The sequence below is a fragment of the Halosimplex aquaticum genome (genome assembly GCF_028747785.1).
In the GTDB taxonomy this organism is placed as follows: Archaea; Halobacteriota; Halobacteria; order Halobacteriales; family Haloarculaceae; genus Halosimplex; species Halosimplex aquaticum.
Window position 1 is genome coordinate 2053537 of record NZ_CP118158.1, and the last position, 22668, is coordinate 2076204.

24 protein-coding genes are annotated in these 22668 nt (G+C 70.0%); 9 read left to right on the top strand and 15 right to left on the bottom strand.

The window, feature by feature from the left end:
- Positions 1-13 precede the first annotated feature (13 nt).
- From PSC72_RS10385 to PSC72_RS10395, 3 genes are all read right to left on the bottom strand, one after another.
- Positions 14-796 (bottom strand): creatininase family protein, encoded by a 783-nt coding sequence (locus PSC72_RS10385; RefSeq protein WP_274325808.1) that lies wholly within the window; start codon positions 794-796, stop codon positions 14-16.
- A gap of 25 nt (positions 797-821) precedes the next feature.
- A complete protein-coding gene (locus PSC72_RS10390; RefSeq protein ID WP_274325809.1) occupies positions 822-1094 on the bottom strand; it encodes a hypothetical protein in 273 nt (90 codons plus the stop codon).
- Between the two features lie 150 nt (positions 1095-1244).
- Complete coding sequence (locus PSC72_RS10395; protein ID WP_274325810.1) at positions 1245-1778, bottom strand: DUF6789 family protein; 534 nt, start codon at positions 1776-1778, stop codon at positions 1245-1247.
- A 135-nt stretch (positions 1779-1913) separates the two neighbouring features.
- On the opposite strand from PSC72_RS10395, the gene coxB reads away from it, so the two are divergent.
- The 5 genes from coxB (at position 1914) to PSC72_RS10420 (ending at position 8123) form a co-directional block, all read left to right on the top strand.
- Positions 1914-2762: a cytochrome c oxidase subunit II gene (coxB, locus tag PSC72_RS10400; protein ID WP_274325811.1), complete on the top strand. Its 849-nt coding sequence runs from the start codon at positions 1914-1916 to the stop codon at positions 2760-2762.
- A 35-nt stretch (positions 2763-2797) separates the two neighbouring features.
- On the top strand, positions 2798-5323 hold the full coding sequence (locus PSC72_RS10405; protein ID WP_274326162.1) for a cbb3-type cytochrome c oxidase subunit I: 2526 nt from the start codon (positions 2798-2800) through the stop codon (positions 5321-5323).
- A gap of 4 nt (positions 5324-5327) precedes the next feature.
- A complete protein-coding gene (locus PSC72_RS10410; protein ID WP_274325812.1) occupies positions 5328-5609 on the top strand; it encodes a cytochrome C oxidase subunit IV family protein in 282 nt (93 codons plus the stop codon).
- A 107-nt stretch (positions 5610-5716) separates the two neighbouring features.
- A complete protein-coding gene (locus PSC72_RS10415) occupies positions 5717-6898 on the top strand; it encodes a hypothetical protein (RefSeq protein ID WP_274325813.1) in 1182 nt (393 codons plus the stop codon).
- 109 nt (positions 6899-7007) lie between these two features.
- Positions 7008-8123, top strand: a complete 1116-nt coding sequence (locus tag PSC72_RS10420; RefSeq protein ID WP_274325814.1) for an LEA type 2 family protein — start codon at positions 7008-7010, stop codon at positions 8121-8123.
- A gap of 31 nt (positions 8124-8154) precedes the next feature.
- Here PSC72_RS10420 and PSC72_RS10425 read toward each other — a convergent pair whose 3' ends face one another.
- Positions 8155-8856 carry a DUF7546 family protein gene (locus tag PSC72_RS10425; protein WP_274325815.1) on the bottom strand — a complete coding sequence of 234 codons (702 nt, stop codon included), beginning with the start codon at positions 8854-8856 and terminating at the stop codon, positions 8155-8157.
- Positions 8857-8859: 3 nt separating this feature from the next.
- Positions 8860-9303, bottom strand: a complete 444-nt coding sequence (locus tag PSC72_RS10430; protein ID WP_274325816.1) for a hypothetical protein — start codon at positions 9301-9303, stop codon at positions 8860-8862.
- 119 nt (positions 9304-9422) lie between these two features.
- Here PSC72_RS10430 and PSC72_RS10435 point away from each other — a divergent pair, with 119 nt between their 5' ends.
- Together PSC72_RS10435 and PSC72_RS10440 are read left to right on the top strand one after the other, a co-directional pair.
- Positions 9423-10295 (top strand): DUF5806 family protein, encoded by an 873-nt coding sequence (locus PSC72_RS10435; protein WP_274325817.1) that lies wholly within the window; start codon positions 9423-9425, stop codon positions 10293-10295.
- Between the two features lie 89 nt (positions 10296-10384).
- Positions 10385-10780: a hypothetical protein gene (locus tag PSC72_RS10440; RefSeq protein WP_274325818.1), complete on the top strand. Its 396-nt coding sequence runs from the start codon at positions 10385-10387 to the stop codon at positions 10778-10780.
- Positions 10781-10810: 30 nt separating this feature from the next.
- Here PSC72_RS10440 and PSC72_RS10445 read toward each other — a convergent pair whose 3' ends face one another.
- Positions 10811-12229 carry a dihydroorotase gene (locus PSC72_RS10445; RefSeq protein ID WP_274325819.1) on the bottom strand — a complete coding sequence of 473 codons (1419 nt, stop codon included), beginning with the start codon at positions 12227-12229 and terminating at the stop codon, positions 10811-10813.
- A gap of 97 nt (positions 12230-12326) precedes the next feature.
- On the bottom strand, positions 12327-13028 hold the full coding sequence (locus PSC72_RS10450) for a lipoyl protein ligase domain-containing protein (RefSeq protein WP_274325820.1): 702 nt from the start codon (positions 13026-13028) through the stop codon (positions 12327-12329).
- 120 nt (positions 13029-13148) lie between these two features.
- On the opposite strand from PSC72_RS10450, the gene PSC72_RS10455 reads away from it, so the two are divergent.
- Complete coding sequence (locus PSC72_RS10455; protein WP_274326163.1) at positions 13149-14051, top strand: hypothetical protein; 903 nt, start codon at positions 13149-13151, stop codon at positions 14049-14051.
- 15 nt (positions 14052-14066) lie between these two features.
- Here the strand turns inward: PSC72_RS10455 and PSC72_RS10460 are convergent, their stop codons facing one another.
- From PSC72_RS10460 to PSC72_RS10490, 7 genes are all read right to left on the bottom strand, one after another.
- Complete coding sequence (locus tag PSC72_RS10460; protein ID WP_274325821.1) at positions 14067-14609, bottom strand: DUF4385 family protein; 543 nt, start codon at positions 14607-14609, stop codon at positions 14067-14069.
- Complete coding sequence (locus PSC72_RS10465; protein ID WP_274325822.1) at positions 14606-15130, bottom strand: GNAT family N-acetyltransferase; 525 nt, start codon at positions 15128-15130, stop codon at positions 14606-14608. Before PSC72_RS10465 ends, PSC72_RS10460 begins: the two co-directional genes overlap by 4 nt.
- Positions 15131-15703 (bottom strand): cysteine hydrolase family protein, encoded by a 573-nt coding sequence (locus PSC72_RS10470; RefSeq protein ID WP_274325823.1) that lies wholly within the window; start codon positions 15701-15703, stop codon positions 15131-15133.
- A gap of 74 nt (positions 15704-15777) precedes the next feature.
- Positions 15778-17076 carry a rhamnogalacturonan lyase family protein gene (locus PSC72_RS10475; protein WP_274325824.1) on the bottom strand — a complete coding sequence of 433 codons (1299 nt, stop codon included), beginning with the start codon at positions 17074-17076 and terminating at the stop codon, positions 15778-15780.
- A gap of 199 nt (positions 17077-17275) precedes the next feature.
- Positions 17276-18205 (bottom strand): bile acid:sodium symporter family protein, encoded by a 930-nt coding sequence (locus tag PSC72_RS10480; protein ID WP_274325825.1) that lies wholly within the window; start codon positions 18203-18205, stop codon positions 17276-17278.
- A 72-nt stretch (positions 18206-18277) separates the two neighbouring features.
- Positions 18278-18520 (bottom strand): Rdx family protein, encoded by a 243-nt coding sequence (locus tag PSC72_RS10485; protein WP_274325826.1) that lies wholly within the window; start codon positions 18518-18520, stop codon positions 18278-18280.
- Between the two features lie 146 nt (positions 18521-18666).
- Positions 18667-19839: a nicotinate phosphoribosyltransferase gene (locus tag PSC72_RS10490; protein ID WP_274325827.1), complete on the bottom strand. Its 1173-nt coding sequence runs from the start codon at positions 19837-19839 to the stop codon at positions 18667-18669.
- Positions 19840-20025: 186 nt separating this feature from the next.
- Between PSC72_RS10490 and PSC72_RS10495 the strand changes: the two genes are divergently transcribed.
- Positions 20026-21231 carry a hypothetical protein gene (locus PSC72_RS10495; RefSeq protein ID WP_274325828.1) on the top strand — a complete coding sequence of 402 codons (1206 nt, stop codon included), beginning with the start codon at positions 20026-20028 and terminating at the stop codon, positions 21229-21231.
- Between the two features lie 70 nt (positions 21232-21301).
- Here the strand turns inward: PSC72_RS10495 and PSC72_RS10500 are convergent, their stop codons facing one another.
- Positions 21302-22660, bottom strand: a complete 1359-nt coding sequence (locus PSC72_RS10500; protein WP_274325829.1) for an Hvo_1808 family surface protein — start codon at positions 22658-22660, stop codon at positions 21302-21304.
- Positions 22661-22668: the final 8 nt, after the last annotated feature.

Genomic DNA, 22668 nt, shown 5'->3' on the forward strand with positions numbered 1-22668 from the left:
GCACAGTCCGCTGTCAGCCGTCGTCCGGTCGCGAACAATCGCGCGCCGCGACGCGGTCCAGTAGCGTCGCTACCTTCTCCGCCGAGCGGTCGCGGAGCCACGCGCCGAGTTCGGCCGTCCCCCCGCGCGGGTCGCCGACCGCGCCGTTGTCCGAGAACTCCGCCGAGTCGTAGGCGAGGTTGGCACCCGCGACCCACTCGCCCCAGGCGTCGGCGGCGCCCGCGGCCGCGTCGTCGAGGCGCTCCTCGCGGATCAGGTCGGGAGCCACCGCGCGGACGAGCGCCGTCTCCACCGGTCCGCCGTGGCCCATGGCGATCTCCGCGAGGTCGACGGGTGGGGCGTCCGGGTGGCCGGTCCAGTCGCCGTCGAGCGCGACGGCGTCGAACCAGGTGAACGGGACGGCGTAGGCGTCGTCGTGGCGAGTGACGCGAGCGCAGACTTCCCGGAGCGGCGCGACGTTGCCGCCGTGGCCGTTGACGACGACGACGCGGTCCCAGCCGTGGTGTGCGAGGCTGCCGATGGTCTCGCGGACGTAGTCGCGGAAGGTGTCCTCGCCGACCCAGAGCGTTCCGGCGAAGTGGCGGTGTTCCTCGGCGACGCCCACGGGGATCGCGGGGGCGACGACGACCTCGCCGTCGTAGGCGTCGGCCCCGGCCTCGGCTACCGCCTCGGCCGTGAGCGCGTCCGTGCCGAGCGGCGCGTGGGGGCCGTGTTGCTCCGTGCTCCCGACGGGCAGGAGCGCGAGGTCCGTCTCGACGGCGTCGGCGTCGGTCCACGTCGACTCCGAGAGGTGCATATCGGCCCCTCGCGCGGCCGGGGGGTTAAGCGGTGTGGCCCAACGGACCCGAAAGCGGGGCGCCCGATCGGGTCCGCCGCCGGGTCGCGATCACTCGCTGCGCCACGCGCTGGGCTCGACGCCCAGCGACTTGACGAGGGGGGCGGTACAGCGCGACGAGGACGACGATGACGCCGAGTTCGACCCAGAAACCGATGTCGCCGACGACGCTCCTGACGACCGCCAGTACGATCGTCACGATGATCAGGATGACGACGTAGTGGGCGACGAGTTCGAGCAGCTCTCCCGTATCTACCATGTGACGACTAGGGCTGTCTCCCACAAAAACGGTCGTATCGGCCCTGTCGAGGCGTCGAGACGGGTTCGGGGACGAGGACGGGCATCGGCAGACGAACGCGGTGCGAGAGGAGGCGTGCGCCGACGGCTCGTCGGTCGCTCGCCGGTCGTTCTACACGAGCGTGTCCGGGCGCGTCGCGAGGTACTCGAAGACGGCGCCGAGGCCGATCCCGTACACCCAGTGGGCGACGAGCGTCACCGCGAGGTAGCCGACGAGCGCGAGGCCGGTGTACCCGTCGTAGAACGCGAAGACGAAGCCGGTCCACAGCGCGGTCCCGAAGACGATCCCGTGGACGGGGTCGCGGGCGCCCGGGAGGTACTCCTTGAGCGAGGCGAACAGCAGCGGCCAGGGGAACATCCCGGCGAGGACGAACAGGACGTAGCCGGCTGTCACTTCGGGGAAGACGCCGTCGAGGCCGACCATGCTCGTCACCGTCGCGAACGACGACCGCGAGAACACGTCGAACGACTCGCCGATGAGCAACACGACCGTCATCAGCGTCGTCCCGACGAGCCCCCCGGCCGCCCCGATCACCCCGTCCGCGGCGATCCCGAACAGCCGGTCGAAGTCGTCGTCCCTGACCGCCGGGTCCTCGAACTCCTCCTCGTCGACGGTCGGGTCGTCGAGTTCGCGTGTGTCTGCCATGTACTCACGTACCACGGCAGCGGGCAAAAAACCCTCGGCGGATAGAGCGCGGTCCGAACCTGTTCGCGTACTTGAAAAAGCGATGTGCCAACGCCCCCCAAACGATAAGAGCGGGTAGGTCGTTGGTGATCGAATATGGTAGAGTCCGGTGGACCGGTGGTCGGCGACACCGTCCTGGCTGGCACGAGCGGGATCAGGGCGCCGGCGGAGGTGTTCAACAGCATCTTCGTCGTCTTCCTGGGCCTGGGGACCCTGGTCGGGGTCGTCGTCATCTCGTACACGCTGTACAACGCGTACAAGTACCGCTACCGCGAGGGCGAGGACCCCGCACCGGACGTCGACCGGCCGGAACTCGGGGAGCTCCCCGAGGGAGGCGGCAAGGGCAAGAAACTCTTCCTCTCGTTCGGTATCAGCGCGCTCATCGTCCTCTCGCTGGTCATCTGGACGTACGCGTCGCTGCTGTACGTCGAGGGGAAGCCGACCGAGGTCCAGCAGACCGGCGGCGAGGTGATGAACGTCGAGGTCGACGGGTTCCGCTTCGGCTGGCAGTTCACCTACCCGAACGGCGCCCAGGCGAGCACGCTCCGCGTGCCGACGGACACCGTGATCAACCTCTCGGTGACCTCAAGGGACGTGTTCCACAACTTCGGGATACCCGAACTGCGAGCGAAGGCCGACGCGATCCCGGGCCAGACGACGAACACCTGGTTCGTCGCCAACGAGACCGGCACGTACCAGGCCAACTGCTACGAAATCTGCGGCGAGGGCCACTCCGGGATGACCGCGGAGGTCGTCGCGATGGAGCCCGCGGCCTTCGAGGAGTGGTACGCGAACGCCGAGCCGAGCGGGAACGAGACCGCCGGAACTGACACCGCGGCGGGCAACGAGACCGCCACGGCCGGCGGTGGCGGTCACTCGCTCGCACCACAGGGTCCGAGCGCGCTCGACGCGTCGTCCGCGCCCGCACGAGGTGGTGCTCCGTGAGCCACGAGGAGGCCGGCGGGCACGACTTCCCGCCGATGAGTTCCGTCCGGCGCTGGTTCGTCACGACCAACCACAAGGACATCGGCATCCTCTACACCATCACGGCGCTGTTCTTCCTCGTCCTCGGTGGCGTCCTCGCGATGCTGATGCGCGTCCAGCTGTGGGGCCCCGGCGAGAGCATCCTCAGCGCCGGCGCGTACAACCAGGCGGTCTCGGCGCACGGCCTGCTGATGGTCTTCTGGTTCATCTCCCCGTTCGCCTTCGGCTTCGCCAACTACTTCGTGCCCCTGCAGATCGGGGCCGACGACCTCGCCTTCCCGCGGCTGAACGCGATGAGCTACTGGGCGTACCTCTTCTCGGGCCTCCTGTTCATCGCCTCGTTCTTCCAGGGGAGCACCTTCGCCGGCGGCTGGACGATGTACGCCCCCCTGAACGTGCCGACCTACATGCCCAACGTCGGCGGGACGACGGTCGTGCTCGCGCTCATCATGTTCGTCGCGGCGGTGACGATGGGGTCGGTCAACTTCCTGACGACGATGTACCGCATGCGCGCCGAGGGCCTGCGGATGCGCGACCTGCCGATGTTCTCGATGTCCATCCTGCTGACGGTGTGGATGATGCTGTTCGCCTTCGCCGCCCTGCTGGCGGCGCTGATGATCCTCGCCGCCGAGCACCTGCTCGGCGTCACCTACTTCACCGCCGACGGCGGGACGCTCCTGTGGACGCACCTGTTCTGGTTCTTCGGGCACCCGGAGGTGTACATCGTCTTCTTCCCGGCGCTGGGCATCATGGCCGAGTGCTTCCAGACGTTCACCGGCCAGCGCCTCGTCGGGCGCAAGTGGTTCGTCCTCGCGATGGTGCTCGTCGCGCTCCAGAGCTTCGTCGTCTGGATGCACCACATGTTCCTCACGGGGATCAACCTGGAGATCAAGACCCTGTTCATGGTCACGACCATCGGCATCTCACTCCCCTTCGACCTGATGGTCTTCTCGCTGATCTACACGATGATCAAGGGCCGCATCCGGTTCACGACGCCGTTCCTGTTCTCGCTGGGCGCGCTGATCCTCTTCATCATCGGCGGGATCACCGGCGTCTTCCTCGGCGCGGTCGTCCTCGACTACGAGTTCCGCGGCACCTACTGGGTGGTCGCGCACTTCCACTACGTAATGGTCGGCGGCGCGACTGGCCTGTTCGCCGGCATCTACTACTGGTTCCCGAAGATGACCGGCCGGATGTACGACGAGTTCCTCGGGAAACTCCACTTCGGGCTGTACTTCGTCGGGTTCAACCTGCTGTACTTCCCGATGTTCGGCGCCTGGGAGACCCCGCGGCGCGTGTTCGACTACGCGCCCGGTCTCTCGGGCTGGCACCAGGTCGCCACGATCGGCGGGTTCCTGCTCGGGATCTCCTTCCTCGTCATGTTCTACAACCTGTTCAAGAGCATGGCGACCGGCGAGGAGGTCGGCGACAACCCCTGGGAGTACGCGACCACGGCCGAGTGGGCCGTCTCCTCGCCGCCGCCCCTGGAGAACTTCCCCGGCAAGCCGAGCTACGCCGGCGGCACGCTCTCCTTCCGCGACGATCCCGAACTGACCGCGGACGGCAGCGGCGACGCGGAACCCGCGACCGCGACCGCGACTTCGGCCGGCCATCGGCCTGACGGCGGCGTCCGCGCGGAGGGCGCGACGGCTGGGAGCGGCGGCGCGCTGGTCACCGGCCCCGACGCGGTGACCCCGAGCGCGACCGGCGGCGCGACGGCCCACGCCGAAGAGGAACACGCCGACCACGCGAGCATCTGGCCGTTTATCATCGGCCTGGCCGGCTTCCTCACGTTCCTCGGCGTCTCTGGCATCCAGGAGGGCGGCGCCTACTACTGGCTGACCGGGACCGGCGGCGTCCTGAGCGCCGTCGGGTTCGTCGGCCTCGCGCGCGAACCGTTCCACGTCCCCGAGCCCACGGTCGCGGAGCAGTGGCCCTTCGGCGGCGTCGAGAACATGAAACTCGGGATGTGGACGTTCCTGGCCTCCGACGTGGTGCTGTTCGGCGGCTTCATCGGCTCGTACCTGTTCCTGCGGGTCGCCAACGGCTGGATGCACTGGCACCACGCCTTCATCCCCGAGGCCCACGTCACGTTCCCCGGGCTGGTCAACACGTACCTGCTGCTGGCGAGCAGTTTCGCGGTCGTGCTCGCCCTCGTCGCTGCGCACAGGAACAGCAGCCGGGGCGTCGTGGCCGCCCTCTCGGTGACGTGGCTGCTCGGCGTCGGCTTCCTGATCAACAAGGCCATGGAGTGGCAGCACCTGTTCCACATCCACACGGAGGCGTTCCCGAACGGCTGGAACGCGGGGACGAACGTCGCCTCGTCGACGTTCTACCTGACCACCGGGCTCCACGGCGCCCACGTCATCGTCGGGCTGATCATGCTCATGTACATGATCCCGCGGGCGATGAAGGGCGCGTACCTCGGCGACGACGAGACCTCCATCGAGTACTTCGGGCTGTACTGGCACTTCGTGGACATCGTCTGGCTGTTCCTGTTCCCGCTGTTCTACATCCTCTAGAACCATGACACGATTCAAACTCTACACCGGGATATTCGTGGTACTGATGGCGCTGTCGACGACCCAGGCGCTCGTCGAACAGACGGGCCTGGTCGATTTCGACGCCCCGGGGACCTACTGGACGGCCTTCGGGATCATCCTCGTGCTGTCGTTCGTGAAGGCGACGTTCGTCGCGACGTACTACATGCACCTCCGGTGGGAACCCCGGTCGGTCACCTACCTGATGCTCGGAGGCCTGTTCGTCGCGCTCGCGCTCACCACCGCCGCGGCCTACTCGATCCTGTAGGCCGCGGCGATTCTACCGCTGCCGGCCGGCGTTCCTGTCACCCAGCCGAGCCGGTTCGGCCGTGATCGTCAGGGTTTATCCCGTCCACAGTTACTGTGTCGACAGCCATGTCAGAGGCCGGTTCAGCGGATTCGGGATCGAGCGGTACGAACGGGGGGAACGGGTCGCGCCTGGGGGCGCTCGTCGCTACCTGGCCCCGGAAGATCGGGGTCGTACTCGGCGGGTTCGTCGGCCTGGTACTCGTCCTCTACTTGCTGGGGATCGTCGGCGCGCCGGCGGCCGGACTGGCCGACCGCGGCGACTGGGGCGAAGTCACCGACCAGCGCACGGAGATCGTCACGACGGTCTGGGTCGACAACCCCAACCCCGTCGGCGTCTCGCTGGGCAACGCCGTCACCGCCGAGTACGGCATCGTCCTCAACGACGTGTTGCTCGCGGAGGGGACGAAGTCGGACATCCAGGTGCCGAAGGGCAACAGCACGACCGAACTGCGGACCGACCTCATCAACGAGCGGCTGTCAGACTGGTGGGTCGCGTACGTCCGCGCCGACGAGACCGTCGCCCTCGACGTGAACGCGACGGTGAACGTGAACACGCCTGTCGGCACGGTGCCCTACGAGGTGCGCCGCCAGCGGACGATGCTCAACGAGTCGACGCCCGTCATCGACGCGCTCTCGGCCGCCGTCAACGAGACGAGCGACACGTACACCGAGTCGGTGAGCGCGAGCGAGGTGGACGACTCGCTGCTCGGCGACACGCTCGGCGACAGCGACACCGTGACGGTCGGCTACGAGGTCCGCCGCGGCTGGGCCACCTGGGGCGAGGTCACCGAGAACGAGACGACCGTGCAGTTCCACATGCTCGTCCACAACCCCGGCGACGTCCCGGTGCCCGCCGCGCCGGACGGTATCGGCGTCAGCGTCGACATGAACGACGTGCGGACCTTCGAGGCCGAGAGCGGCGAACTCTCGGCCGGCAGCGCCGGGACGGACACCGTCATCGCGCCCGGCGAGACGCGGGAGGTCACCTACACCGTGACGATGGACAACGACAGGGTCGACGACTGGTTCACCAGCCACGTCCGCGCGGACGCCGGCCCGGGCGCCGAGGCGACCGCGGTCAGCGCCCAGTTCCAGGTCGTCTTCGACAACCCCGCCACCGGCGGCGAGATCCGGGTCCCGCGCGACTCGCCGATCACCTACGACTGCGCCTTCCAGACCGCGATCCTCGTGGACGGTCAAAATAGCACGTCGACGTGCGAACCGCCGGCCGTCCCGACCGGGAACTGAGCGACAGGCGACCGGGCGGGCCCACTCGCCGGCGTCTACGGCCCGCTCGGCGACCGCTTGCTGTTTCGTAGGCGCCGCTTTTTCCGCTCGCTGCCCAACGACCAGGGGAATGTCAGACGACGATACGGTCGAGGAATCCGGTGACGGCGCCGGGTTCCGGTGGCGCTGGCTCGCCGTCGTTCCGCTGGTCGTGATCGTCGCGCTCGTGGTACTGTATCTGCTCGGCGTCCTCGGCGCGCCGTCGGTCGGGGTCGCCGACGCCGGTGACTGGGGGGAGGTCACCGAGAACCGAACGGAAGTGGTGACGACCGTCTGGGTGCGCAACCCGAACCCCGTCGGTGCGACGCTCGGGACCGGACTCGACGCGGCGTACGAGGTACAGTTCAACGGGGTCACCGTCGCCACCGGCGACCGCTCCGGGATATCCCTACCGGCGGGCAACAGGACGGTGCGGTTGCACAGCTACGTCCGCAACGAGCGGATCCCGGCGTGGTGGGTCGCGTACGTCCGCGCCAACGAGACGCTCAGGGCCGACGTCGACGCGACGCTACGCGCGAACGTGGGGCCGAGCCCGAACGTCACCCACACCGTCGAGCGAGACCGGACGATGTTCGCCGACTCTCGGCCCGTCGTCGACGCGCTGTCGACGGCGGCGGACCGCACCAGCGGCCGGTACACGGAGGAGATCGACCTGGCGCGACGGGCGCCGTTCGTCGTCTCGGCGCTCGGGCTCGACGAGCGGACGGTGACCGTCGGCTACGAGGTCGAGCGCGGCTGGGCGACCTGGGGCGAGGTGAACCGGAATCGGACGAACGTCCGGTTCCACCTCGTGGTCACCAATCCCGGGGACGTACCGGTCGTCGCGGCGCCCGAAAGCGTCCGGGCGGAGGTGGAGGCGAACGGCGTCGAGCTGTTCGAACACGACGCCGAAGCCCTCTCGTTCCGGAACGTCAGCTCGGAGGAACTGCTCCGGCCGGGGGAGACGCGGACCGTGACCGTCGTCGCGACGATGGACAACGACGAGATCGACGAGTGGTTCACCAGTCACGTGCGCCGCGGCGAGCGGTCGAACGTCACCGCCCGGTTCCGCCTGCTCGTCGAACACCCGCTGCGAGACGCGACGATCCGGCTCCCCGTCGACGAGCCGGCGACCTACCGCTGTTCGTTCCGGACCGGGATGCTCGTCGACAACCAGACGACGGCGACGACCTGTGAGGCGCCCTGAGAGGGTGACAGACGGGGCGCTCGAACCGGTGTCACTCCGAGTCGTCGCTTCGGTACCCGACCGACGGGAAGCCGGGTCGCCAGTACAGCAGGGCGACCGAGGCGAGGAACGCCGCCGTCGAGACGTCGACGGAGTAGGCGACCGCCGTCGACATGAGCGTGACCCACCCGCCGAGAAATCCGGTCGCGAACGAGGCGAGGACCGGGAACGAACAGCTGAGACAGGAGACGAGACCGAGCGCGCCCGAGGCGACGGCGCCGCTGGCGTCGAGGATCGCGGCGTACACGAGGTAGGTGAGCCCGAGGTAGCCGATCACCCGGTAGGGGACGAACGAGACGTAGAAGACGCGCGTGATGAGCCGGACGCGCCCCCAGCCTGGCGAGCCGGACCCGACGCTGAGTCCCAGCACGCTCTCGGGAATCGGGTGGTGGCCGCCGACGGTCAGGCCGACCAGTCCCGCCCAGTTGGCGAGCAAGAGGAAGTAGACGGCGGCGAGGGCGCCCGCGAGGAGGTGGCGGCGGCGCGGAGCCTGTGAGATCGGCGTCCGGTAGGCCGCGACGAGGACGGCGTTGATCCAGACGAACGGGTAGAGGACGTACCGTGGGACGGTCACCTCACCGGGCGTCGCGAGGAAGTAGCCGACCACGAGGACGCCTTCGAGCGCGACCGCCGCGGCCAGCACGCCCGTCCCGCTCGGCCAGGGCCAGGCCGTCTCCCGGGTCGAGTGCGCCATCGATCAGCTCGTGACGAGCACGACGGTGATCGCGAGGACGAACAGCATGCCCGTCGCGACGGCGCTCCCGGCCGCCGCCTGCGCGCTCGGGCGGCCGTGCTCGCGCAACGCGAAGTAGACGCCGGCTACCAGGAAGCTGGCGACGAGGGCGACGACCGCGCCGATGACCGCCGGCCCGGTGATCGCGCCGCTCGCGTACCCCGTCGCGCCCGCCAGGAACCCGAGGACGAGGACGACGTACAGCGCCGTCCAGGTGCTCGTTCGCCCGGCGATCTGCGCCACTCCTCCTCTCGGCCGGCCGCCAGCGAGCTCGCCGTAGGAAACCCGCGGCGCGTAGTGGTGCCAGGGGCGCGAACGCAGCGCCAGGATGACCACCCCGACCCCCAGGAGCGCCGTTACCACCGTGCTCGCCAGGTACGCCGTGTTGACCATGGTACGTGTCTGCATACCAGTTTCCGCCGGATCGTTATAATTATTCCTTTACGAAAGCCGAGGGGAATCCCGGCCACGCGGGGCCGACGACCGAGGGCGACACCCTTTTTCCCGGCCCCGACACAGTGGTGACCATGACAGACGGACCGGCGACGGGCGAGGGCGAGGAAGCCACGGACGGGACGTCGCCCGACCCCGAGGGTCGAACGGACGCCGAGGGGACGGACGATGTCGACCGCGACGAGACCGCCGACACGCAGACAGACGAGGCGACGGACCCCACTGCAGCCGGCGCCGGAGGCGACACGACAGCCGACCCCGAAGACGAGGTAGCGACTGAAACCGAGGCCGAGGCGACCACCGATGACTCGGCCGACGACGACGACGCGGCCGCCGACCCGCAGTCGGACACGCCGCCGTCGGACACGACGGCGGATGATGAGCCCGCCGACGGTCCGGCGGACTCGCCCGCCCCCGACGTGCCGCCGGACGTCCAGAAGTACGACCGCTTCAAGAAGATCGACGGCGGGACCTACGACCGCGCGAACGACTTCCTCCGCGACCGCACCTACATCACCGCTCGCGAGTGGGCCATCGCGCGCCTCTGCGCGGACTTCCGGACTGAGACGGGCGTCGAGATGACGAAGATCGGCGAGAACCTGCCGGAACTCGTCCCGTTCATGACCGACACGTACACGCCACAGGCGGTCAACCAGGCCCGCGCCTCCTTCGAGGAGAAGGTCCGGAAGGCGGGCGCGACCTTCCTCTACGGCGCGATGTGCGACTTCTTCACCGCCGAGGAACTGGACGACGTGATGTACGAGGCGACCGAGGTCGCGAAGTTCCTCCTCGAAGTCGAGGGTGTCGAGCTCACCGTCGAGGAGGAGCTGGAGGCCGAGGACGAGATCTCCGAGGTGATGCGCGAGGTGCGCGAGCACTCGACCGCGCTCCGCCACGACGAAGTGACCTGTCCGGAGTGCGGCCACGACATCGAAGCCGACCAGTAGACGGGACCGCGACGACTCGCGGCTCTGAGGCGAGTTTCGGACTGGAGACGGGCCCGTCGATTTATCACTCGAGCGGTGTATCCTCTCGTATGGACGCTGCCCGCCGCGTCGTCCTCTTCGAGGGCGGGATGGGGTTCGCCTGGATACTGCTCGGGCTGCTGAACGTCGGCGTCGCGGACCTCCGCGAGGGGTGGTGGCTGGCTCTCGCGGCGCTCGCCGCGACGGTCGCGACCACCTACGCCGACGAACACCGAGTAGTCGCAGTGGACGAGTTCTACCGCTACGCGCTCGCTATCGTCGGCGTCGTCGCTGTGGTCGCCGTCTGCGGAGCCGTCGTCGTCGCGACGGACATGGTCGTTCTGACCGTCGTCAGCGTCGTCCTCGCCGGCATGGGCGCCGGTCTACTGGGGTATCGCATCGTCTTCGGCGTCCTCAGGCCCGTTCCCGAGTCGCGACTCGATGGCGCGAAGAAACGAGCAGTCTGAGAAGGGGGACTCGGGAGGTTCGGAACTCGGTCAGGAACGGTCGTCCTCGGGCGACTCCTCGACGACCTCGGCGGCCAGGTCGGCGATGGACTCGCTCTCGCGGTCGCTGTGGGTGAACCCGTCGTCTCCGGCGTCGTCGCCCGTCTCGTCGCCGGCACGCACGTTTTCGCCGACAGGGTCGCCGAAGGACTCGCTCTCGCCACCCGGTCGGTCGTCGGGGTCGCGTTCGTAGACGACGGTCCCGCGGACGAGCGTCACGGTCGGGAACACGCCCTCGCGGCCCTCGAAGGGCGTCCAGTCGCACTTCGTGTGCAGGCGGTCGGCGCGGATCGGGTAGGTCTTCCCGGGGTCGACGAGCACGAGGTCGGCGTCCATCCCCTCCGCGACGCGGCCCTTCGCGGGCAGGTCGAACACGTCGGCGGGGTTGGCGGCGGTCAGGTCGCGGACGCGCTCGTAGGTGAGGGCGCCCGTGCGGGCGTCGGCGAGCAGGAGCGGCAGGGCGGTCTCGACGCCGGGGACGCCCGAGGGCGCGTCCCAGATGTCGGCGTCTTTCTCCGCGGCGGTGTGGGGCGCGTGGTCGGTCGCGATCATATCGACCTGCCCCTCGACGACCCGGTCGTAGACGCGCTGGCGGCGCTTCTCGCGACGGAGCGGCGGGTTCATGCGGCCGTGCGTCCCGAGGCCGCGCAGGTCGCTCCGGGAGAGGTACATGTGGTGAGGGGTGACCTCACAGGTCATCCCCGACTCCGTCGCGGCGTCGATTCCCTCCGGGGTGGAGGTGTGGGCGATGTGGATCCGCGTCTCGCGCTCGACGGCGACCTCGCAGGCGCGGCGGACCGCGGCGGCCTCCGCGCGGGCGGTCCGGTAAGCGCTCCAGGCGTCTGCGTCGTCGCGTTCCTTCGCGGAGACGTTGAAGAGGCTGGCGTCCTCGGCGTGGACCGTGACGGTAACGTCGCGGGCGTCCGCCTCGGCGAGCGCGTCCACGAACAGCGGCTCCTCGATGCCCATGTTCCCCGTCGAGTCGGCGAGGAACACCTCGCCGAGGGCGAAGACGTCACGGTCGAACAGCGAGTCGGGGTCCCAGTCGGCGGTGACGCCGCCGTTGAGGCCGAAATCGACCAGCGAGGCCTCCGCGAGGTCGGTCTTCTCGTCGAAGGCGGCGCCGTCGACGGTCGGCGGCGAGGTGTTGGGCTGGTCGACGACGGTCGTCACGCCGCCGGCAGCGGCGCTGCGGGAGCCCGTCTCCCACGTCTCCTTGTGCGAGTCGCCGGGCTCGCGGAAGTGGACGTGCGCGTCGATCATCCCCGGGAGGAGGCGCTTGCCCGTCGCGTCCACGACCCGTTCGCCCTCGCGGGCCTCTAGCCCCTCACCCACCGCCGCGATGGTCTCGCCCGACACGCGGACGTCCCGGCGGCGCCCGTCCGCGAGCGTCGCGTTCCGGAATAGCATACGCCACCTCTGACGCGCGTGGTCCTAAATCTCCCGGACTGGTCCAGGCTGATCTCTCTCGGCGAGAGCGGCCCCCAGCGGCCGTTCCGACCGTCCGTCACTCCCTCTGGTCGACGCGAGTCACTCGATCCGGGTCTCGGCCGGCCAACGCCGCCTCGACGCGTTCGACGGCGCTCGACGGATCGGACTCGCCGCCCGCGTCCGCGACGCTCCCGACGGTCTCCGGGTCGAACGCGACCCCCAGGGCGTCGTAAACCGGGTCGAGCACCGCCGCGATCTCCGCCCGGTCGCGGACGACGAGCACGCCGGCGACGACCGCAGCGTCCGCACGGACGCGCTGTGCCAACCCGGCGAGTTTCCCCGCCCGCTCGCCGCAGTCGGCCTGGACCGAGTGCGTCCCCGGGCAGAAGGAGCCCTGCGGTTCCCCCTCGCGAGCGTCGACGCCGAGGTCCTCCAGCGCGGCGAGCAGGTCCTCCGTGGCCGCGTCGTATCGGTCCTGAAGTCCCGATCGAGGGTCCTCGACGGGCGTCACGCGCGCGAATGCGAGCGTGGAACCGGTGTAGGCGACGGCGCGCCCGCCGACCTCGCGCTCGACGGGCGGAAATCCCTGCGCTTCGGCGATCTCGCGGGCGCGGTCGTAGCCGTCGGCGGCGGTGTCGCGGCGGCCGAAGGCGATCTGTCGGTGCGGGCGCCAGACACGGACCGCCGGCTCGCCGTGGGAGGCGACCCGCTCGACCAGCCGGTCCGAGAGCGTGCGGTCGGCCTCGATGGTGTCGGCGCGGCCGCGGTAGACGCGCATAGCGGGGATTCGGACCCGAAGCCGAAAACCGCAGCGGTGGCCCGGCGTTCGGCAACGTCGAGCGGAGCAAGGGCGGCATCGAACGGGACCGTAATGAGGGTCACGGCCGAACCACCGCCGATGGCCGTCACGCTGTCCGCCGACGTACTGTCGCGCTACCCGCGGTTCACCCTCTACAACTCCCCGTTCGCGGCGCACGACCGGGGCTGTGCCGTCGACCTCTACCCGGGCGATAGCGACGGCGAGACGGTCCGCCCGAACCCCGAAGACGACCCGCCCGTCGACGCGCCCTCACCAGTCACCGGCGAGGTTCTCGAAACGCGGACTGTGACCGCGCCTACCCAGCCCTACGCCGCCGACGAGGACCACCTGATCCTCGTCGACACCGGCGAGCGCGTCGCGCGGATCCTGCACGTCGACCCCGCGGTCTCGGCGGGCGACACCGTCGCCGTCGGCGACTCGCTCGGGCGCCTGGTCCGCGCGGGATTCTTCGCGCCGTGGGTCGCGAACCACCTCCACCTCGGGTTCCGCGAGTACGGGGCCGACTATCACCGCGCGGCGGGGTCGCTCCCGATCGAGATCGACCCCGCGCTCCGCATCGCCGTCCTCGACTGGGACGGGACCGGGACTGTGGTCGCGGCGGGCGAGACCTACGCCGTCCTCGACTCGCCGACCCATCCCGCGCCCGGCGAGCGGTTCGCCGGTCTCGCCGCCACGGACGCAGGTGGCGACCCCGTTGGCGTCCTCGACGGAGGACTCCCCCACTACGACGGCGGCGGGCTGCTTGGTCGACGCCCCGACTCGGACGCGGGCGACGTGTTTCTCGCCGGAGAGCGAGTCGGCCACGCGGACGGCCGCGACATCGCCTGGAGCGACGTGACCGTCCTGGCGAACGGCGAACCGATCACGGGACTCGCCCTGGCGTTCGGGCGGGACCGGGCGGGCGTGAAACTCGTCGGCGAGTCCATCGACTTGCCGGTCGGAACGGACGTGACGGTCAGCGTCGAGACCCGGGACCCGTAGTCCGGCCGCCGTGCGCTACTCCCCGTAGCGCTCGCGGTGATCGCGTTTCGACCGCTCGTACGCTTCGTCGCCGCGCACGCGGTCGAGATATTCCTTGTAGACGACCGCTATCTCCCGTTTCTCTGGGTCGTACCACTGTTGGGGGTCGCGCTCGACGCGCTTGCCGCCGCTCGCGGTTTCTCCGCTCGCGCTGTCCGAGGCGCTTCGCGCCTCGCCGTCCTCGTCAGTCCGGTACTTGTTCCCGCCGGGGTACTTGGCGTACCGCATCGCCCGCGTCCAGCCCATCTGGAGGTACTTCCGGGCCAGGTCCATGCCGACGAAGTCATCGGCCGCGCGGTACTGGCAGTAGCGTTCGTAGATCGCTTCGGCGCCGTCCTCGGCGTTCGCCAGCGTCGCTATCCCCCACTCCGGCAGGAGTTCGCTCTTGTACGGCTCGATCTTGAACGCGCCGCGCTCGTCGGGCGTGTGCCGGTAGCGCTCGGGGTGCTCGCGGAAATCCAGGTCGTACTCCGGGCCGCCCTCGACTTCGGCGACCTCGCCGCGGACGGGGTCGCTCATCCGTCGGCCCGTTCCAGCAGCTCTGACCCAGCGCCGTCGAGCGCCTTCTCGAACCGGAGCAGCTCGTACTCCCCCTCCGTCCGGTGGTCGGTGCCCTCGTAGCCCCGGGACCGATAGAACGCCACCGCCGACCGCTGGCGCTGGGCCGTCCACAGGAACACCCGTTCGAGGCCGCGTTCCCGGGCCGCGTCTTCCAGTCCGGCGACGATAGCGCTCCCGTGTCCCGCTCGCTGGTGGTCGGGGTGGACTGCGATCCGCAATAGTTCGCCCGCGCCGGGCGGAATCTCCGCGTCTGCGGCGGTGAGGCCGCCCATCGCTACTATCTCGCCGTCGCGCTCGACCACGAGGAACTCGCCGCCGGCGTCGAGGTAGTTCCCCTCGACGTCCCGGATGTCGTCGCTGTTCGGCACGTCTTCGGGGTTCGACCCCGCCTCGCGCAGCGCCGTCCGGTGGAGGTGCCAGACCGCGTCGCGGTCGCGGGGTTCGTACCGCCGGAGCGTTCCGGAGGTGTCCCGGACCATTCAGGCGAATTCGATCTCGTCGAACGGCGTCACTTCGCCGAACAGGAAGTCGGCGTGCTCCAGCGCGTACTCGCGGTGAGCGTCCTCGATGCAGCCGACGGCGCCCTCGACGAGGACGGGGCGGAAGTCCCGCAGGCCGGCGCTGGAGGCCGTGTGCAGGACGCAGACGTTCGCGAGCGTCCCGCAGATGACGAGGTCGTCGATGCCGTGGGCGTCGAGCCACCCCTCCAGTTGCGTCTCGTAGAAGGCGTCGTAGGTGTGTTTGACGACGATCAGGTCGTCGTCCGCGGGATCAAGTTCGTCGACGATCTCGGCTTCCCACGAGTCTTCGAGGACGTGCTCGCCCCAGCGGTCGAACTCGTCGTAGTAGTGGGCGTCCTCGAACTGCTCGGGCGGGTGGACGTCGCGGGTCCAGACGACCTCGGCGCCCGCCGCCCGCGCCCGGTCGACGACCTGTCCGACCGGTTCGATGGCCTCCTCGCTGCCCGGTGCGTAGAGGCTGCCGTCGGGGTGGCAGAAGCCGTTCTGCATGTCCACCACGACCACGGCCGCAGCGTCGGCGTCGAGTTTCATACGCGAAACTACGAACGGTTCGCCAATAGGTTTGCCGTCAGCGGCCGGAATCGCGAGGGGGACGAGTCGGGTCGTTACACGTCGTGCAGCGGTCCGTCCGGTCGCTCGCCGCCGGGGTACAGCGTCGAGTTGGCCAGCCGTTTCGGCTGGGGGAGCGGGCCGTCGCCGGGCGCGTCGAGGCTGCCCTCCTCGTGGCCGAAGACGTGGGCGGTGCCGTCGTCGAGGACGATCACCTGTTCCGTCCCGCGACCGAGCAGGTCGCCGTGGATCAGGTAGCCGTCCTCGGGGAAGGTGACGACCGGGTCGAGGTGGCCATCGTAGAGCGTCGGGTTCGTCCCGCCGCCACGGCGCCAGGCCAGGACGTAGTCCAGATCCGCGTCGTCCCACGCGGTCATCGGTTCGACGATGGTGAGCCAGCCGCCGGGGTCGCGGTCCTCGGTGCAGACCGTCTCGCCGTCGCTGTCGACGAGGAAGATGCCGTCCTGCCCGGTCTGGTCCGGCCCGCCGCGGACGATGCGGTCCAGCCCCGCGACCTGCAGGCCGTCGACGTCCTCGCGGAAGTTGCCCGGCGCGATGTGCTGGACCTCTCTGGGCTCGCGGTTGCGCCAGCGTTCGGTGCCGTCGGGCGCGTAGGCGTACACGCCGCCCTCGCCGATGACTATTTCGGGGTCGTTGGCTTCCTCGGAGTTCCCGTCCTCGTCGAGGTCGGCCACCCAGATGCAGTCGGCGTGCTCGTCGGGGATGTCGGCCGTCCACAGCGTCTCGCCGTCCGAATCGAGGAAGGAGTACCCGACCATCACCTCGTCGCGGCCGTCGCCGTCGACGTCGTGCGGCCAGGGGTAGTGGCCGGTGTTACCCTCGTGGGTCCACAGCGTCTCGAAGTCCGAGTCGAGCGCCCAGACCTGCCGGTAGCGGTCTTTGACGATCATGTCGTGGCGTCCGTCGCCGCCGGTCAGGTTCGCGGGGACGATGCAGTCGTGGGCCTGCGGCGCGGGCAGTTCGGCCGTCCGCTGGATCTCGCCCGTCCGGCCGTCGATCACGCGGAACTCGTCGTCCATCACGCAGACGACCTCGTTGTACCCGTCGCCGTCGAAGTCCCAGATCTGGGCGGGGAAGTCGGCGCCGTGGCTCCCGCCCGTCGGGTCGGGGTCGCCGACCTGCCAGCGGACCTCGCCGTCGAGGTCGATGGCCGTGAGGGAGATCACCTGATGCGGGTCGTAGGTGGCGTCGATGTCGTCGCCCTGGACGAACAGCAGTTCCATCCGGCCGTCGCCGGTCAGGTCACCGAGCAGGGTCTTCGGTCGGCCGCCGGCGGCGCTGACGTCGAGGGTCGCCAGCCGGGCCGGTTCGCGACCGGTTGGTTCGCCGGTCATTGGTCCGTCTGCCCCGTCCGTCCGACGGTCGTCCGACTGTCCAAACGCGCTCTCTCCGGAGCGTCCGAGCGGTGGTTCACGGTACGATACAGTCGGCAACTCCACATCAAACCGATCGTGTCCGAGTTGATACTTCGGGCGACGGTCCGCGAGTCGCCGCCGCTGGTAGGTCCGGGTCGGGGTTCGAGTCCGGGACTCGTCAGGTTCGGAATCGGGTCCGAGAGAGCACCTTCACCAGCGCGGCGCTCGAACTCATCTCGACGACGCCGAAGACGACGGCCGGGAGCGCGGCGAGCGTCGGGAGGCCGGCACCGACGACGAGCGCGGCGGCCACCGCGAAGTCGCGCATCCCGACCGAGAACAGCGCCGCGACGCGCTCCTCGCGGGAGAACGGTCGCGACGCGAGCCAGCCGCCGGCGTAGCCGACGGCGTTCAGCGCGACGGCCCCGGCGGCGACCAGCAGGACGGTCGACCCGCCGGCGCGGAGCACGCCCGCGTTGGCGGCGGTCACGATCCCGATGACGAGGATCACCATCAGCGCGGAGACGGACGGGTAGAACTCGTCGTACCGGCCGACCCGTGCGGGGAACCGGGCGCGAACCGCGACGGCCACCGCCATCGGTCCGACGACGGCCAGCAGGAGCTGCTCGACCACGCTCGCCGTCTCGACGGGGACCGACTCGCCGGCGAGGACGCGCACCGAGAGCGGGACCAGCGCGAGCGTCCCGACGCCGACGATCACGAGCACCGAAGTCGCCAGCGCGGTGTCGCCGTCTGCCAGTTCTGTCATCACCGGCGCGACGAGTTCGGGCGTGACCGCCCCGAGGACGACGAACCCGACCGTCAGCGCGGGGCCGACGCCGAGCGCGCTGGCGACGAAGTACCCGGCGACCGGCATCCCGGTCTGGACGGCGAGGATGGTCGCGAGGGGGCGCGGGCGGACCGCTCTGAACGCCGCGGGCGAGAGCGTCAGCGAGATGCTACCGATCATCACCGCGAGGATCGGGGTCGCGAGCGGCGTCAGCACCGCGATGTCCGGAACGAGGACGCCGACCGCGACGGAGCAGAGGACCCACACCAGGAGGTAGTCGTCGACGGCGTCGGCCGCCCTCGCCAGTGTCGCGGACACGTCTGGGTGTGCTGGCGAGCGGGCGCCAAAAGAACTGTCGGAGCGGGGTCGTTTCGGCGGTGATTCGACCGCTCAGGCCGCTGCGCCGACTCGCTCGCCGACCGCATCGACGATGGCGTCGGCGTCGTACTCGTCTTCTTCCTTGTCGAAGACGACCTCGCCGTCCGCCCGGACCTCGAAGACGCCGTCGTCGCCGGTCACCAGCGAGACGGCCTCGACGCGCTGGCCGAACTCCTCGAGGATCGCGGTCTGCAGGTCGACGGCGCGGTCGCGCATGCCACACGGGACGCAGTATTCGATCTCGACTGTCGTCATGTTCGGTCAGGAGTTCGAACCCACCACGGGTAAACGCTGGCGTCGCGGACGGACGTGCCGATACTCGCCCGGTTCGTCGGCCGGCGAGTCCGGTGCGTCACGCCGGCCGGCGTGGCGTCACCGCACGACGCCGCCGGGACGTCCTGTCACTCGGCGTCGTCGACGGGCGCCTCGAACCCGACCGCCGCCGCGTCCTCGGCCGCGCGGTCGATCGCGGCGTCGAGGTCGAACTCCCGGACGACCTCCCCGTCGCGGACGAGCGGCTGGAGGAGCGCTTCGCCGTCGTCCGGGCCGCCCTCCTCGGCCAGCGCGACGACGTGGTCCCCGTCGTCGGTCCGGTAGACTTCCTTCTTCCCCGTGAGCTTCCCGCGCTTGGCGGCGAGTTCGTCGTCGACCTCGACGATGTCCAGCGCGAAGTCGACCGGGTCGGCGTTGCTGACGTGGCTGCCGACGCCGAACCCCTCGACGTACTCGCGGAGTTCGACCAGTTCCTCCGGGCCGAGCCCGCCGCTGACGAAGATTCCCACGTCCTCGAACCCCTTCGCGTCGAGCGTCCAGCGCACTTCCCGGATGATGTGTTCGAAGTCACCGCGGCGCGAGGAGGTGGTGTCGATCCGCACCGATTCGAGCGCGTCGACCGCCTCGGCCGCCCGGACGGACTCGTCGACCTCGTCGCTGTAGGTGTCGGTGAGCGCGATCCGCGGCACGTCCTCGCCGACCGCCTCGTCGAAGGCCCGCCACGCCGCCTCCTGCTCGCCGCGCCCGAAGCAGATGACGAGCGCGTGCGGCATCGTCCCGCCGGCCTCGCGGCCGATCACCTCGCCCGCGGCGACGTTCGAGAAGCCGTCGAGCCCGCCCAGCAGCGCCGAGCGCTCGACCATCGCGCCGATGGAGGGGTGGACGTGCCGGGACCCGAAGCTCAGGACCGCGGAGTCGGGCGCGGCGTAGCGGGCTTCGAGCGCCGCGGTGGCGGCGCCCGTCGGATGGGAGAGAAAGCCCAGCAGCGCGGTCTCCAGGCGGCAGAACTCCAGATACGGTCCCTCGATGCGCATAACGGGCCCGCCGTCGAACAGCCGCCCCTCGCGCAGGGCGTCGACGTCCACGCCGCGCCCCTCCAGGAGGCGCGCGGCGTCTTTCACGCCCGCCAGCAGTTCCCACTCCCCGGTGGGGAACTGGTCGGCCGTCACCTCGGCGACGACGCGGGGGTTCCGGTCGGCGTGTTCCAGCGTCTCGACCGTCCGGTCGAAGTAGGCGTCGGTGGCTCGCCCGTCGGCGATGGCGTCCGGGGACACGATGTCGAAGCCCGACTCGTCGGTCATGCCGTGGTGTACCGAGGCGACCGTGAAAAACTGTCCGCGTTCGGCCCGCGGCGGACGGGAGCCGGCGCGTGAACCCCAGCGCCCCGGGCGACCGGAGATCTGGCGGCCGACCCTGCTGGGGGCTGGCTATCAATCGGGAAAACCAGGGGGGTGTTTACTTGAGTGGCGGACTGGCAGTCGGGACCGATGGAAGACGAGACGAAGTTGTCGAGACGTGCACTGCTGGCGACGAGCATCGCGGCCGGCGTGTCGTTCGCCGGCTGTTCCGGCGGCGAAGAGACGGCCACGCCGGCCCCGGCGACCGACGCGTCGACCCCGACGCCGGCGCCGACGACCGCGGAACCGACCGCGACGGCGACCGCAACGCCGACGGAGACGCCCACGCCGACGGAGACGCCCACGCCCGCGAATCCCGCCCCGTCGCTCGAAGCGTTCCCGTACCCCGACGGCGCAAACCGGGACGGGGTCAGCGCGGCACAGCTCTACCGGACCCACGAGTCGACGCTCACCAGCGCCGGGTCGGCGACGCTTGCCGGAGCGGTCCGCACGATCCGGCCCGACTTCGAAACGACGACCACGGCGACGAAGGCGCTCGGGGACGGCGGGATCGCTATCACGCGCGAGCAGGCCCAGGAGGGCATCACGGAGTCGTCCTGGTCGCCCTCCGACGAGGAGGTGGCCTACGTGCAGATGAAATCGGGCTTCGACGAGCGCTACCGGATCGACAACCGGGCGCCCCGGCCGAACGAAGTCGTCGAGTTCTCTCGGTTCAAGCGCCTGCTCGCGGGCGCGGAGTGGGGCGAGGCGACCGAGGTCGTCGAGGCGGGCGCCGAGGACTACGCCGTCACCTACGAATCGACCGGGATCGCCGACGAGCGGCCACTGCTCCGCCTCGTGTTCGGCGACCGGGTCGCGGAGTTCGACGCGACGATCGCGGTCGCGGAGTCCGGCTACGTCCGGAAGATCGCCTACGACATCGCCGTCGAGCGCGGGGACAGGCGCATCCGATCGAAGGTCTCCAGGACGGTCGAGTCCGTCGGCGAGACGACAGTCGAGGCGCCCGAGTGGGCCGGGACGGCCCGCGAGACGGGCATCCAGTTCGAGATGAACACCGTCGCGGACGGGACCGCGATCGAACTCGAGATGGTCAATGGCGGCGAGGTGCCCCGGGACACGCGAGTCGCCCTGTCCGACGCGAAGGGGCACGGCGAGAGGCGACTCTCGGACCCGGTGGCCGTCGGCGATCGGCTGTACCTGAGCTTCTCCGAGAGCAATGAGCTGTCGGTGGGGACCGACGGGCCGCCGGAAGGCAGTCGGGCGCTGGAGCACTTCGTCAGGGCGACGCTACGGAATCGAGGGTTCGCCCTCTTCTCCGCGGAGACGCGGCTGTAGGCGTTCGTCCCGCCCCGGCGCAGAAAATCGCTATCGGCACGCCGATCCGGCGACCGGCGCCGGTACCGGTCTATCCCGTCCGCGAGTGGACTTCGGAGAGCTGGTCCACGGTCGGCGCGTTGACGACTCGCACCGTATCGCCGTTGCGGACGACGCGGAAGGCGTCGCCGAACTGGCTGTCCTCGGGGACGACGTAGACGTTCCCGCGCGGATTCCGGGCGTCGTGTTCGTTCAGCACGTCGAGATACGCCTGGTGGAACTGTTTGGCGTCCTTCTCCGTGTCCCAGACGGACGTCCAGACGTAGCCGCCGGCCGACCCGTTCGTGTACGGGACGACGCTGTCGCCGGCCCAGCCCGCGGAGGGCGTCGACTGGTAGCCGTAGCGGTTCTCGGGGTTCACGGCGCCGTTGTGGACGAGCATGGCGTAGATGGAGGCCTCGCCGACGGTGTCGGCGACCGGGTCGTGGTCGAAGCGGCGCCACTCGCCGCCGGAGCGGTCGGCGACGCTCACGTTGACGGGTTCCTCGTCGGGATACTTCTCCGGGTGGATGAGCTGCTCGGTGCTGTCGGGGCGGTCGTCGTAGAGATCGTCGACGGCGCTCCAGCCCCCATCGGAGCGGACGCCGTCGACGAACTGCGACCCGGCGGCGTAGGGCGTGTAGATGGTCAGGAACAGCCCGCGGTTGTAGTCGCTACCGCCGGACCCGCCACCGCCGCCGTCGCTCGACGGCTTGGGGATGCACGACCACTGGGAGCCACAGCGGTTGTCGTAGAGCACGTCGACGTAGCGGGCGTCCCCCTCGGTGACGCCGCGGTTGGCGAGTTGCTGGTCCTGGGTCTCCCCCTCGGCGCCGAAGCCGAAGTGCTGATCCTGGAGCGCGTGGACGAGTTCGTGGGCGAGCGTGGTCCGGTCGATGGTCGGCGTCTCGGAGTCGCTGACGAGGACGATGGCGTCCTTACCGGGCGAGTAGTACCCCTGGATGGTCTGCCCGAGCGTCTCCTCGGAGCTGTTGGAGTACGACGAGCGCTCGCCGACGACGAACAGCGACTCCCAGACCTGGTCGTTCCAGCGCTCGTAGGTCGCCGAACCGTTGCCGCCGCTGCTCCGGTTCTCGAGGTACTGCTGGCGGGAGATGACCTCGACGGGAACCGTCTCGTTGAACTCCAGTTCGCGGATCCGCTCGACGCGGGCCATCGTCCGGGCGACGACGGCCTCCCGCTCGCTCGCGTTGTAGCCGTCGGCGGGCGTGACGGCCACCGCGTCGTCGTACCAGTAGCCGCTCTCCCAGCCGAGGCGGTCGCTGGCGGGGTCGCCCTGCGGGTGGCCGCCGATCGACTCCAGCGCGGTACAGCCCGCCAGGAGCGCGACGGCGACGACGGCCGCGAGCGCGATCTGCGTGCGAGTCGATTCAGATGCCCGGAGTCCCATCGAGTCGA